At 65.7% G+C, this 12,259-nt stretch carries 13 protein-coding genes and 2 pseudogenes; 13 read left to right on the forward strand and 2 right to left on the reverse strand.

Features of this window, described 5'->3' with window-relative positions:
- The first annotated feature begins 106 nt into the window (after positions 1–106).
- The 6 genes and pseudogenes from ACN6LB_RS05315 to ACN6LB_RS05340 all read left to right on the forward strand — a co-directional run bounded on the left by ACN6LB_RS05315 (position 107) and on the right by ACN6LB_RS05340 (position 7,181).
- A complete protein-coding gene (locus ACN6LB_RS05315; protein ID WP_445024845.1) occupies positions 107–1,216 on the forward strand; it encodes an FAD-dependent oxidoreductase in 1,110 nt (369 codons plus the stop codon).
- Between the two features lie 605 nt (positions 1,217–1,821).
- Positions 1,822–1,914 (forward strand): annotated as a pseudogene (locus tag ACN6LB_RS05320) (excisionase); the annotation flags it as partial.
- Positions 1,911–3,280: pseudogene (locus ACN6LB_RS05325) on the forward strand (tyrosine-type recombinase/integrase). The pseudogenes ACN6LB_RS05320 and ACN6LB_RS05325, both read left to right, overlap by 4 nt.
- Before the next feature lie 32 nt (positions 3,281–3,312).
- Positions 3,313–3,657, forward strand: coding sequence for a hypothetical protein (locus ACN6LB_RS05330; protein WP_445024777.1), 345 nt, complete (start codon positions 3,313–3,315; stop codon positions 3,655–3,657).
- A 604-nt stretch (positions 3,658–4,261) separates the two neighbouring features.
- Positions 4,262–5,155 (forward strand): DUF4231 domain-containing protein, encoded by an 894-nt coding sequence (locus ACN6LB_RS05335; protein WP_445024778.1) that lies wholly within the window; start codon positions 4,262–4,264, stop codon positions 5,153–5,155.
- Positions 5,156–6,629: 1,474 nt separating this feature from the next.
- Positions 6,630–7,181, forward strand: coding sequence for an HD domain-containing protein (locus ACN6LB_RS05340; RefSeq protein WP_445024779.1), 552 nt, complete (start codon positions 6,630–6,632; stop codon positions 7,179–7,181).
- Here the strand turns inward: ACN6LB_RS05340 and ACN6LB_RS05345 are convergent.
- Together ACN6LB_RS05345 and ACN6LB_RS05350 are read right to left on the reverse strand one after the other, a co-directional pair.
- On the reverse strand, positions 7,178–7,648 hold the full coding sequence (locus tag ACN6LB_RS05345; RefSeq protein ID WP_356133551.1) for an NUDIX hydrolase: 471 nt from the start codon (positions 7,646–7,648) through the stop codon (positions 7,178–7,180). The genes ACN6LB_RS05340 and ACN6LB_RS05345 overlap by 4 nt on opposite strands.
- 44 nt (positions 7,649–7,692) lie before the next feature.
- Complete coding sequence (locus ACN6LB_RS05350; protein ID WP_356133553.1) at positions 7,693–8,424, reverse strand: XRE family transcriptional regulator; 732 nt, start codon at positions 8,422–8,424, stop codon at positions 7,693–7,695.
- Between the two features lie 161 nt (positions 8,425–8,585).
- On the opposite strand from ACN6LB_RS05350, the gene ACN6LB_RS05355 reads away from it, so the two are divergent.
- The 7 genes from ACN6LB_RS05355 (at position 8,586) to ACN6LB_RS05385 (ending at position 12,256) form a co-directional block, all read left to right on the forward strand.
- On the forward strand, positions 8,586–8,942 hold the full coding sequence (locus ACN6LB_RS05355; RefSeq protein WP_445024780.1) for an SCO3933 family regulatory protein: 357 nt from the start codon (positions 8,586–8,588) through the stop codon (positions 8,940–8,942).
- Between the two features lie 2 nt (positions 8,943–8,944).
- Complete coding sequence (locus ACN6LB_RS05360) at positions 8,945–10,300, forward strand: FtsK/SpoIIIE domain-containing protein (protein ID WP_445024781.1); 1,356 nt, start codon at positions 8,945–8,947, stop codon at positions 10,298–10,300.
- Positions 10,301–10,386: 86 nt separating this feature from the next.
- Positions 10,387–10,575 carry a hypothetical protein gene (locus ACN6LB_RS05365; RefSeq protein WP_445024782.1) on the forward strand — a complete coding sequence of 63 codons (189 nt, stop codon included), beginning with the start codon at positions 10,387–10,389 and terminating at the stop codon, positions 10,573–10,575.
- Between the two features lie 288 nt (positions 10,576–10,863).
- Complete coding sequence (locus ACN6LB_RS05370; RefSeq protein ID WP_445024783.1) at positions 10,864–11,529, forward strand: DUF2637 domain-containing protein; 666 nt, start codon at positions 10,864–10,866, stop codon at positions 11,527–11,529.
- 22 nt (positions 11,530–11,551) lie between these two features.
- The gene (locus ACN6LB_RS05375) at positions 11,552–11,743 is read left to right on the forward strand and encodes a mobile element transfer protein (RefSeq protein ID WP_356133566.1); all 192 of its coding nucleotides are present in this window, start codon (positions 11,552–11,554) and stop codon (positions 11,741–11,743) included.
- Positions 11,744–11,755: 12 nt separating this feature from the next.
- Positions 11,756–11,911: a hypothetical protein gene (locus ACN6LB_RS05380; protein ID WP_356133568.1), complete on the forward strand. Its 156-nt coding sequence runs from the start codon at positions 11,756–11,758 to the stop codon at positions 11,909–11,911.
- A gap of 24 nt (positions 11,912–11,935) precedes the next feature.
- Positions 11,936–12,256 carry a SpdD-like protein gene (locus tag ACN6LB_RS05385; protein ID WP_445024784.1) on the forward strand — a complete coding sequence of 107 codons (321 nt, stop codon included), beginning with the start codon at positions 11,936–11,938 and terminating at the stop codon, positions 12,254–12,256.
- The last annotated feature ends 3 nt before the right edge of the window (positions 12,257–12,259 follow it).

The following is a 12,259-nucleotide window of genomic DNA, read 5'->3' on the forward strand; positions in this document are numbered from 1 at the left end:
TCGCCTCAGGCGCCGGGCGTCGTTGCCCCGCCGCCAGTGGTCCGCGCGCATCACGAGTCGACGTCCCGCCGGCAGGCAATACGGTGAATCGGAGGCAGCCATGACCATGACCGTCACCATCGTCGGAGCCGGCCTGGGCGGCCTGGCCCTTGCCCGAGTGCTGCACGTGAACGGCATCGACGCCGTCGTGTACGAACGCGAACCGTCACGCGATGCACGAGGCCAGGGCGGCATGCTCGACATCCACTCCGGCCAGCGGGCGTTGCGCGAGGCGGGCCTGATCGACCAGTTCCACGCGATTGCCCGTGGCGAAGGCCAGGACATGCGTCTTCTGGAGCCGGACGGCACCCTGCTGCTCCAGGAGGACACCCCCGACGACGCCCCGCTCGATCGACCCGAGGTCGACCGCGCCGATCTGCGCAACCTGCTGCTGGACTCCCTCCCCGAACGCGCGGTGCGCTGGGGGCACGCGTTCGAGCACGCCGATGACGGTCTGCTGCACTTCGCCGACGGCAGCAGTGCGACGTACGACCTGCTGGTCGGCGCGGACGGTGCCCAGTCCCGGGTCCGCCCGCTGCTCACTGACGCCCGCCCGGCGCACCTCGGCCAGAACGTCGTCGAGGTCGGCATTCCCGACATCGACCGCACGCACCCCGACCTCGCGGCGATGGTCGGGCGCGGCAACTACTGGGTGCTCGGCAACGGACTGTCCCTGGCGGCGCAGCGCAACGGCGACGGCCGCGTTCGCATCGGCCTCAGCTTCTACAACACCGCCGAGGACTGGTTCGCCACCAGCGGGATCCCGTTCGACGACCCGGCCGCCGCCCGGTCCCGGCTGATCGACCTGCTCCACGGCTGGGACCCACGGTTCACCGCACTGATCGCGGCCTGCGACGACACGGTCGTGCCGCGGTCGCTCACCACACTCCCGGTCGGCCTGACCTGGCCGTCGAAGCCGGACGTCACACTGCTCGGCGACGCCGCGCACCTGATGCCGCCCGTGGGCGAGGGCGCCAACATGGCTTTGCTCGACGGCGCCCTGCTCGCCCTCGCACTGGCCGCACACCCGGACGACGTCCCCACCGCCGTCCAGAACTACGAACGCGAAATGTTCGAACGCACCAGCACCGCCGCCCGCATGTCCGCAGACATGCAGCAACTGCTCACGTCACCGGACGCCGCCCAGAAACTCCTCGCGTTCTTCCAACCGGACTGAAGTGAACCGAACGGTTGCCCGCCAAGGGCGGAGTGGGACGACGTTTCTGAGCTGTACCAGGCAGACAGGTCCTACGGCTTCTAGTCCTGATGGCTCGGGGCGTGTGCCCATACCGAGTGTCCGGCTTCCGGGGTAGATGACTCAAGGCCGGCCCGGCTGTGTGTAGGCGTGGGCGTCCTGAACGGGTTCGGCACGGCCAGGGACGGCAGGGTCTTCCCGAACGAGCGCGGCGACGGGCTCGGCACCTCCAGCTACTGGCGCGTGTGGCAGGAAACCCGTCCCTTCGCGTTGCCGCCAGATAAATCGGCTTCCCCGCCAGGACGGCGCCCTGATGACCTCCGGCATACGTGTATCACGAACTGGTTGAACGCAGGGGTCCCGGGCGCCGAGGTGGCCAGGCGCGTGGGTAACTCGCCAGAGGTCATCCACCGTCGGTACGAAGGTTGCATCGACGGGCACGAGGACTTGAACAACAAGAAGATCGCAAAAGCGATGGGGTGGGAGGAAATTACGGCATGACAAATGGTCAACCGCGTCGCATTTAGCCACCGAACAAGCCTGGGTGGTACCGAAGCCACTCCTGGTATTGCTGGGCATCGATCTACGGGCCAGTCGCGTTCAAACTACCCAACGGAGAACTCCGGGTGTGGCGGAGCGACTTCACCACATGGCTGCGGCAGTTGGAGGCGGCAGCGTGAAGTCTCTCGACGTGAAGGTCTGGGCCGTGCGCAAGCACGACACCAAGACGCCCTCGTACGGCGTCCGCTGGTCTGTGGCGGGCAACGTCTTCTCCGACTCCTTCTGCACCAAGGCACTCGCCGAGCACTACCGAGCGAAACTCATGCGCGCGATGCGCGACGGCGAGGAATTCGACACGGAGTCCGGCCTCCCCGCCTCGATGGAAGAGAAGAAGTCGGCTGTGTCGTGGTACGACTTCGCCCTCAGGTATCTGGTGATGAAGTGGCCCCATGCCGCCCCCAATACGCGGGATGGCATCAACGAATCCCTCACCAGCGTGACAATAGGGCTCCTCGATGAGCGTGCTGGACGGCCGTCTGATTAGGCGATCCGCAAGGCGCTTCGGAACTGGGCTTTCGTGCTTCCGGGGCCGAACGACCGAGAGAATCCGGGCGACATGCGGAACGTCCTTCACTGGGTCTCCAAGGCATCTCGGCCCCTCGCCGACCTTGCTGAACCCGCCACGGCTCGCGCAATCCTCGACTCGCTGAAAGTCAAGCTCGATGACACCGCCGCAGCAGCCGAAACCGTGCGGCGCAAGCGGCGGACGCTCGTCAACGCGGCCAATTACGCGGTCGACCTGGGGGAGCTTCGTGAGACCCCGTCACGGGCTGTCCGCTGGAAGAAGCCGAAGGTGTCCAACCAGGTCGACCCCGGCGTGGTCGCCAACCCGGAGCAGGCTCGCAATCTTCTGGCGGCCGTCTCCTACGTGGGCGGTTATCGGCGCGCTCGCGGTCGTCGTCTCGTGGGTCTGTTCGCCGCCATGTACTTCGGGGGCCTCCGGCCGGCTGAAGCGGTCGCCCTTGTCGAGACGGACCTGATCCTTCCCGAACAAGGCTGGGGCTCGGCCCTGCTTCACCGGCCCCGTCCGTCGGTCGGCAAGCAGTGGACCGACTCAGGGGAGACCCATAACGACCGCGGGCTGAAGAACAGACCGGCCGAGGATGTCCGGCGGGTGCCCATCCCGCCCCACCTCGTCGCCGTGTTCCGCGAGCACTTGGCCATGTTCGGCACGGCGGATGGCGGACGGCTCTTCTTCAGCGAGAAGGGCGCGGTCGTCCCGTCCTCGACGTAACCGCGTGTGGCAGGAGGCTCGGTTGCTCGCGCTGCTCCCGGTTGTGGCGGCTTCGCCTCTTGCCTCGGCCGTACGACCTTCGGCACTCCGCCCTGTCGACGTGGCTCAACGCGGGTGTCGACCCCACCGAGGTCGCCGAACGTGCTGGCAACCGCGTTGAGGTACTGCTCACCCGCTACGCGAAGTGCCTTGATGGACGGCAGAACGTCGCCAACCGGCGTATCGAGGACCTGCTTCCTGAATACGAGTGATTGCGCCGGACCTGCGGCTTCATACTTCCGGCGTGGACATATCCGAAGACGGTCAGCAGCTCGATCCTGAGTGGGTTGAGGTGGACAACAACGTATGCGGTGTTCTGCGCGGTTGCCAGGATGCCTCTGCCGTGGCCCAGCACTTCGTGCGGGCGGGGTGGAGTTCGAGGTCGTCTTCCTGGCACGGATACGAGGTCGAAACCAGCTGGTGTCAGCTGGAGGTCGACCCGATCGAGGGTCCGGACGTACTGCTGAGCGGAGTCGTCAACCCACAGCGTTTTGACGAGCTCGGCGGCGTACTCGACCGCTTCGGTTTCAGGTACTCCCTGGAGCTCTATGAAGGAGACAACACCCTGGTCCGCGAGATCCAAGCGTGATCACTGAGCAACGCGCGAGGCTCCTGGCAATCTGTCCGGGGCCTCGTTGTTTCGGCGGGTTCACCTGCGGCGATGCCCCCAGATCCCGTCCACGCCTCGTCCACAGACCTCGACATACGGTCGCGTCGGGCGGCATCCACCTGCACATACGCGAAGACCCCGGCCTCAGCGTTTCCGCTGGTGACGGGGTCTTTGGGCACCTCATGAGGGGTGCCCCCGGCAGGATTCGAACCTGCGCACACGGCTCCGGAGGGCCTTTCGATCTGAGGAAGCGTCGCTGGTCAGGGCTTGGTCTGCGTCTGGCTGAGCCGCACTCGTCCACGGATAGTCCGCGACTCAGCAAGACCTTTTCGTCTCAGTGGGGCTGGGGCTGACCGGTCGCGCTTGTTGAGCACCCCGTGCGCCCCCTGTGCTTCTGCCGTCATGATATGAGGAGATCAGCGCTTGACATGGCGTGAATAATGTCAGTTATCAAACAACTTGGGGAACAGCAGTAACATTGGTTGGTTATTTCCTCCCGAGTGGCAATGAGGCATTGTGGGCCACTCAAACTGTCCGTACTCTCCCAACGCATTGCATTAGCGAGTCGGAGTACGGGGGTGCTGTGACCAGCGGACAGGGTGCTACAGGCGGACGCACGCGCTCGGCCGGCGGAGTTACACACACTCCTCCTGCACTGACAGTCGAAGAAGAAAGACGTTTGCAGGAAGAGTATCGGCAGCGCGTAAAGATTTTCGATGAGATAGAAGATGATCTGCGCGCTTCCAGGACCTTTCAACGCATTTTCGCGTTGTGTCTATTTGGCGCAGTCGCGTTAGCTTTCTTGCTGGGGTACACGGTAATAGTTGGGCTTTGGGAATCGAAGCCAAATTTCACGCGCTGGGCAGGGCTGATAATAGTCCTGGGGCTCTGGATTGCCTTAACCTGGACCATTTGGAAGAACCGCAAGAAAATCGTTAATCGCGCTGGACTCCTTCGTAATGCCCTGCAAGACCGCCAGACGGCGGCCGCCCGCCTTCCGCTCGACTCTCCATCTGGGCTTCGAATATACCGCGAAGCGTCCCTTGACCTGATTGCTCAATATCGGCAGGGAGCCAGTAGGAATAGGAGAGTGCATAACGCATTCCAACTGGTGATCATCAGTGGCTCGATCGTCACATCCACCCTGGCGGCTATGAATGAAGGAAACAATAAAGGTCTTGCCATTGGTACGTCTGCTCTGAGTGCTTTGGTTGGTATCTCGGCTGGCGTGACGGGATACTTTAAGTTCCGAGAGCGCGGCTATAATCTTCAATCCACCGCGGATGAAATTGAGAAGCATTACAACGCTTCTCAATTTATGCTCGACGATTATGCGAGCCAGAACGGCGTCCCGCTAGCTGAAGCAGACCGCTTGCGTCTATTCGCAAGATATGTCGAGCGACTCAAGGAAGAGCAGCGAAAGCGTGAACTACAGCTAGAGCAGTCCAGCTCGGCTCGCGAGGAACGGTCCAGCTGAATCCCGCTAAGAGCGTTGTCGAGCCAACGGAGAAGAGTCCGTGACTGCAATGTGGCGGTGGTTTCTGGCACCCATAAGCCAGTGGCGTGCTCATCGGCTGGTGACGCATCACGGGCCATCGCTGGGCTACAAGACGGCATGGTGTCTGGTATTACTAGCTCAAGATCCGGCATCCCTTCCCTACGTGCGGCGATTATGGCTCCAAGGCGGAAGCAAAAATTCCCAAGTAGGCGTCGTGGTGGATGTCTGGGTGCAAATGGAAGAGGCGGAGAGGGAAAGGCGTCTTAATTGGCTGCAACGCTATTCCGAGACGCCATTGCATAGGCTAGGCATCACGGAAGAAATGATCGAGCTAGCTGGGCTGTCTGTCATTGAGTGGTCTTTGCCGCCCAACTGCCAGGCCACGTCCATCGTGGTTCAACAGCGAGGTCGCTGGACTGAGTGACTCTGCCGCGTTTCACTCGACCTACTTCGGAGACGTATAGGCGGCGCTTGCCTGCCTGCTCAGAGAGCTCTAGGCCGGGCGGCGTAGCCGACCACCCCGCGTGCCATGAGGCCAAGCGCTTAGAAGGGCCCTGGGCGCTCTGGGCACTCCATACCCTTGACCTGCGCACAAGCGGGAGATGACGAACCCGCTTCGCCAACTTCGACACGCATTCGTCGACTGGATGCCATGATCACTGGCCACATGCGGCTGCCACGCAACTCGATGACTCTGGAGAGCCCTCGCTCCCACGAAAGTAGTTGCCGGGGTCTCCAACCACCGTTGGCTACAGGCCGTACTCACGCGAAGAAGTGGTCTCCCTTCTCATAGGTACTTGCCTGCCCGCAACTCGGACACTGATACGAATTGCCAGAAATGCGGTTCGTAGGGTCCTCGAATGTTGCCCTGTCGGCTTGGATAGGCGACGGGAACTCTTGGCCGCAGCTCTTGCACGTGACCTTTAGCTGCTCCGACATGGGTGGATCACCTCTTAGGTGGTTCCTGTGATGCCCCGTCTTCAATGATTGCCGGATGGGGTACCGCCCGCATCTCGGGAAAGATCATTTGGGCTCGGAGCCTGTGGGCCTGCACGTGCTCGCGCGGTCGGCGTAGCGACTTTGGGCGGGAGCTGCCATGGGGCGAGTGATCATGGCCCCTTAAGCTTCCGGCGAGTCGGGCAGTCTGTGGACCTGCCCGTTAAAGCACGACGTTGGGGCCATGATCTTCGAGGCTCGCCCCATGGTGGCTGCCTAAAGTCGTGGAGCCGACCGCCCCAGCCACAGAGGGTTTCCACTTCCGCCCGCATGCACGTAGCGCGCCGCCTGGCGCGGCCAGCCGGGGCGAAGACAGAGGCAGGCCGCGCCGTCGGGCGGCGCGCGCCCGCGCCGTGCGCGGGCCTTGATGAAGTAGGGAAACTCCCACCGCGCCATGATCCGGAGCGTCCGGCTTCGGGCTGTCGGCCACCCTCTCGACTCGGCTACGGTTCCATCCATGCCTTCTGTATTGGACACGCCCCAGGGTGCGGCCGAACTGGCTGAGTCCCTGCTGCCCCCGCTCGGGAACCGCTGGTTGCACACTCAGGCCGTGGCAGCCAGGGCGCGTGAGGTCTCCGCGGCTGTGTCCGAGGGCGAGAGGGAGCTTCTTGTTGCCGCCGCTTGGCTGCATGACATCGGCTACGCCCCGGAGCTGAGTGAGACAGGGTTCCATCCCCTCGACGGTGCCCGACACCTGGAGCGGCTCGGCGCGCCAACGCGACTCGTGCGACTCGTCGCACATCACTCCGGCGCCGTCTATGAGGCGGAACAGCGAGGGCTGACAGCCGAGTTGGCTGTGTACGAGCGTGAAGACTCTCCGCTCTCGGACGCCCTCATCTGTGCCGACATGACGACCGGTCCGGCGGGACAGTCCTTCGCCTTCGATCAGCGAATGGATGAGATCTTGGTTCGCTACGAGCCAGGCAGTGAAGTTCACAACGCGATCAGTAAGGCCCGGCCCTACCTCGGGGCGGCCGTCGAGCGGACGCTTGCGCGTCTCGCTGACTAACCGATGTAGGGCTTCGCCCGGTTCTCCAGGCCGTGATCGATCCGCATCCGCATGGACGGATGGATGTTCAGCTCGTCCAGCTTGCTCGGGGCTACGAACGCCACTTCCTTGCTCTCGCTGCTCGTCCGTAGCTCCCCACCGACGATGCGCGCTGTGAAGCAGATCGAGAACTGTTGGCGCACTTCCCCGTCGTCGTACGCAATGACGTGCGCGGGGTTGGTGTAGAGCCCGACCAGGCCGGTCACCTCGACGTCGAACCCGGTCTCTTCCTTGGTCTCCCGTACGGCTGCGTCGGCGACTGACTCACCAACGTCTACCCCGCCGCCGGGTAGTGCCCACAGATCGTTGTCCGTCTTGTGGATCAACAGCACATCCCCGGCCTCGTTGAGGGCAACCGCGGTCACTGAGGGGACGATGCTGTTCGCCTTTGGGGCGCTCGGGTCGTTGAAGTAGTCGATACGGGCCATGCTTCCAGCGTCGCATGTCTCCCCGCCGGCCGATTCGGCCTCGGCTACGCAGATCGTCCCCGGTCCCATGCGTAGTCGAAGCTGCGCATGTAGTGCCGGAAGGTTCGAGCCCCCGGGATGTACCGGAAGTGCAGAACCGGGTTCTGCCCGGCTGGTGCTCCGAGGACGTGCGGGTTCACCAACACGTCGTCGTCGAACCGGTAGATCGAGTTGTACAGGATCGTGTCGTGCAGCCGGATCTCAAGGCCTGACGTCTTGGCGACCGGATCGAGGTAGCTGCGGGTTATCCGGGCACGTGCGGCCAGGCCGTCACCGATGCCCTCCTCTTCGCCCCGCTGCCGCACCATCTCGGAGTCCGGGTCGCCTAGCAGGATGCGCACCTGAGTGCCTGCGTTGGCCTTCTCCGCCAGCAGCTCGGGCAAGTCGGGGTGACCGTCGAAGAGAAACAGGCCTGCATACACGAGGACGTCGATCTGGCTCGCGGCCTTCTCGAAAAGCGATGGCCACAGTGGGGCTGGAACGGCGCCCCGGTGCGGGTAATAGGTGATGAGCTCGGACGTGCTTGCCGTCTCAGCTTGCTTCTCGACTGAAGGCCACAGGTAGATCTCGTCTGCTTCCAGGAAGCTCGCGGTCTTCCACCGGTGCCCTCGGTGCGGCGTCCGGTCGGTCGTGATCCAGCGCTCCACACTCTTCGGGTCGACTCCGACGTGCTGGGCAAGGGACTGGATGGTCTCGCCCTTTGCCGAAATCGCCGCGCGCAGACGCTCGTTCGCCATGGCGAGCCCTCTCTTGGGACGTCTAGGGGACGTTTTGACGATAGCTCAGACGTCCCTAAACGTCCATACGGACCGTGATACGTCCACTACCTTTCGCGGTCTCCTGATCTCACCGGCAAGCCAGCCGGTTCCAACACCCGGCATGATCAGGAGAACAGACGATGCGTCAGATTCCCATCGACACCTCCACCGCGACCGTGATGGTCGCCAAGACCCCGCAGCCCAAGGTGAAGGACCGTCGTACCGGCGAGATCGCCACCGACGCCGACACCGGCGCGACGATGATGACTGTCGACGTCATGTTCGCGGCGAACGACGAAGTAGAGATCCTGTCCATCACCGTCCCGGAGCCGAGCATCTCCGGCGAGCTGACCATGGGCACCCCGGTCGCGCTCACGGGCCTTATCGCCCGGCCGTGGGAGAACGAGTTCAACGGCCAGAAGCGGCACGGCATCGCGTTTCGTGCGGTCGCCGTGACCTCGCTCGTCGCCGCTGCCTCGAAGCCCAAGGCGGCCTGACCATGGCCTGGTGCACGGTCGTGCTCGTGATGGTCGTCGTCTCCGCAGTGCTCCTGCGGTGGCGGCGTCCCGCCTGGTACTGGCTGACCTTCGGGGTTGCCCTCGCGAGCGTGCGGGTTCTGGTGCGGTACGCGTCTGTGATGGACGCCTGCGGGCTGACCGTCCCGCCCTCCCGCTGGCGCCTGGCCCTGGCCCGGATGGCCAACCGCCCGATTCCTGGTCCCCGTGCCCCGCGTATTGCCCGGATAGGTCTGACCCGCACCGGCCTGGTCCTGCGTCTCAAGCTCCGTCCCGGGCAGGACGCCTTCGACGTGGCTGCCTCGTGCGACCGGCTGCGGCACTCGTTCGCGATGTACGGCGTCACCTCCCGCGAACTGCACTCGGGTGTCGTGGAGTTGCGGATGACCGGCTACGACGTGCTCAAGCGGGTGCAGATGCCCGCCAGGACCGACACGCGCCCGATGCGGGTCCCGGTTGCCCTGCGTGAGGACGGAGCCGTGCACTACCGCGACTACCGGGCAGTGCCGCACGCCCTCACTCTCGGTGCCACCGAGTCCGGCAAGTCCGTCTATCAGCGCAACCTCGTCGCCGGGCTGGCCCCGCTCGATGTGGCGCTGGTCGGCATCGACTGCAAAGGGGGCGTGGAACTTTTCCCGCTGGCCCGCCGGTTCACGGCGCTGGCCGACACCCCCGATACCGCCGCCGCTCTGCTCGATGCCCTCGTCGCACACATGGCGGACGTCTACCAGCTCATCCGCGCCCAGCAGCGCATCACCGTGGATGTGCCGGATGCGGAGATTGCCGCGGACATCTGGGACCTGCCCGCCGACCTGCGCCCCATCCCGGTCGTGGTGCTGGTCGATGAGGTCGCCGAACTCGCCTTGTTCGCCAGCAAGGCGGAGGAGAAGCGCCGGGATCAGATCATCACTGCGCTCGTCCGCCTCGCCCAGCTCGGCCGCGCCGCGGGCATCTACCTGGAGATCTGCGGGCAGCGCTTCGGCTCCGAACTCGGCAAGGGCATCACCATGCTCCGGGCCCAGCTCACCGGCCGCACCGCGCACCGCGTCAACGACGAATCCTCGGCGAACATGGCCTTCGGTGACATCGCCCCCGACGCGGTCCTCGCCGCAATCCAGATCCCTACCGACGCCCCCGGCATCGCCATCACCGGCGACTCAACCGGCGGATGGGCCCGTATCCGTGCCCCGCACACCACGCTGCGACAGGCCGTGAACATCTGCAACCGGCACGCCGACCGCACCCCGGACCTGCCCACGCTGGCCCCGTTCCGGCCCCGGTTTGGCCCACTGGCCCCGGTCACCGCCCCGGCCGTCGAGACCGCCCCCGCCGCGGCCTGATCCCTCCCCGGTTCCACCGGTCGGCGCGACCGCCTCGCGCCAGGTCCCTACCCCCTCCATGCCTGACACCGGAAGGAGCACCACCCATGGCCACACGCAAGCCCGCCGCCCGTAAGCCCGCCGTCCGCAAGCCGAGGGCGAAGCAGTGCCCGGCCTGCAAGGGCACCGGCGAAGTCGCCGTCACCGTCCGCGTCGGCCGCAAGCGCCGTCTGGTCGGCCAGCAGACCGGCCTCTGCCTCGGCTGCTTCGGCACCGGCGAAGCGCTCCAGGACTGAACAGCCGCCATCCACAGAAGAGGAGCCCGTGATGGGTCTGTTCGGAACATCGCCGCGTACCGCTGAACGGTCCCTGTCCACGCCTAAGGGCGAGTGCCCGCAGTGCTGGCGGCACGCCCACGACCGCACGGTCCACAGGGGCCTGCGTGGGGACTGCCCGCAGTGCGTGGACCACATGGTCAACGGCTGCCCCGGCTTCAACCGCCACTGACCCGCGCCGGGACGGGGCGGCTGGACCTCGTGAGCCTCGCCCCGTCCTGGCCCAACCACCCTGAAGGAGGTGAAGACATGACCCGTTCGATCCGCCCCGATGCCGTCCTCGTGCAAGCCGTGATCGCTGGTGCGCTGTCCTTCGCCCACCTGCACGACCTCGCCGCCGCGGCCGGACAGACCGGCTGGAAGGCCTGGGCCTACCCGATCAGCGTCGACCTGCTCCTGGTTGCCGCCTGGCGTCGGCTGCGCAACTCCGGCCCCTCCCGGCTGGCGTGGTCCTGGTTCCTGATTGCTTTGGTTGCCTCGCTCGGCGCGAACGTCGCCACTGCCGGATTTTTGGACCTGCAACATCCCCCGGCCTGGCTGCGCTTCGGCGTCGCGGGATGGCCCGCGCTCGCCTTCCTCGGCGGCACACTCCTCGCCCACTCGAACTCAGCCGGGGACCGGGTGCCGGTTCCGCCGGCGCCCGCAGCCCCGGCCCCCGAAGCCGAAGGCACTGTCATCGAGCCGGACCCCGCCGAACCCGCGGAGCCCGCACCGGTGGTTGCTGCCGAGCCTGCCCCGGCTCTGCCCGCTGCCGATCCGGCTCCCGCCGTTCCGGCCGCGCTGGTTGACCACGCCCGCAAGGTCGCCGACGAGCACCACGCCCGTACCGGCGCCCGCATCGACACCGACACCCTGCGCTCTCGCCTCGGCGTCCCCGCCCCGCTCGCCAACGCCATCGCCGCCCAACTCACCTGACCCGAAAGGAGCACCACCCGTCATGACGGCCCGCGACTTCTTCCACTCCGTGATGCGCATCGGCCCCGTGCAGATCGGCACCCACCGCGATCGTCACGGCCACACCAAGCACGCCGCCGTGTGCAGCGCTGACAACTGCGGCTGGTCCTCCGACTACTCCAGCCAGTCGGCCGCGCAGCTCGCCGCCCGCACCCACCGCTGCAAGGTCCGCTAGGAGGTCACCGGCATGGACGTCCCGCTCTGGTTCGCCCTGCTTGCCGTCGGCTACCTCGGCGTCAAGCTCATCCGCCCGCCCGCATGGCTCATCGGCGTTCTCCTGCTCGGCGGCTTCCTCCTCGCCGACAGCGTCCTCGCCCCCGCCATCAACACATTCGTCAAGTAGCCCACCACAGAAGGGTGTTCACCGATGCTCCGCCCGAAGATTCCGACCATGCCCACACCGACCGGCCTCGTCACTCCGCCCGCCGTCGTGGAGCCGACCGCCATCGTCCCCAGCACGCAGACCCCCACTCCGCCGCCCGCGATGGCCCCGGCGCCGTCCCGGCCGGTGGTCCAGCTCACCCCCGGCACCGTGGTCGCCCTCGTCGGCAGCGGCATCGCTGGCGTCCTGGTCGTCGGCGCCGTGCTCGTCTCGCTCCTGCTCGCGGTCGCCATCACCGGCGCATCAGTCGCCGTGTGCGCTGTGGTCCTGCGCTCCCTGCTGGCCTCCGAGGCCAAGCGCCGTTGACCG

The organism is Streptomyces sp. SAS_270 (assembly GCF_052543295.1).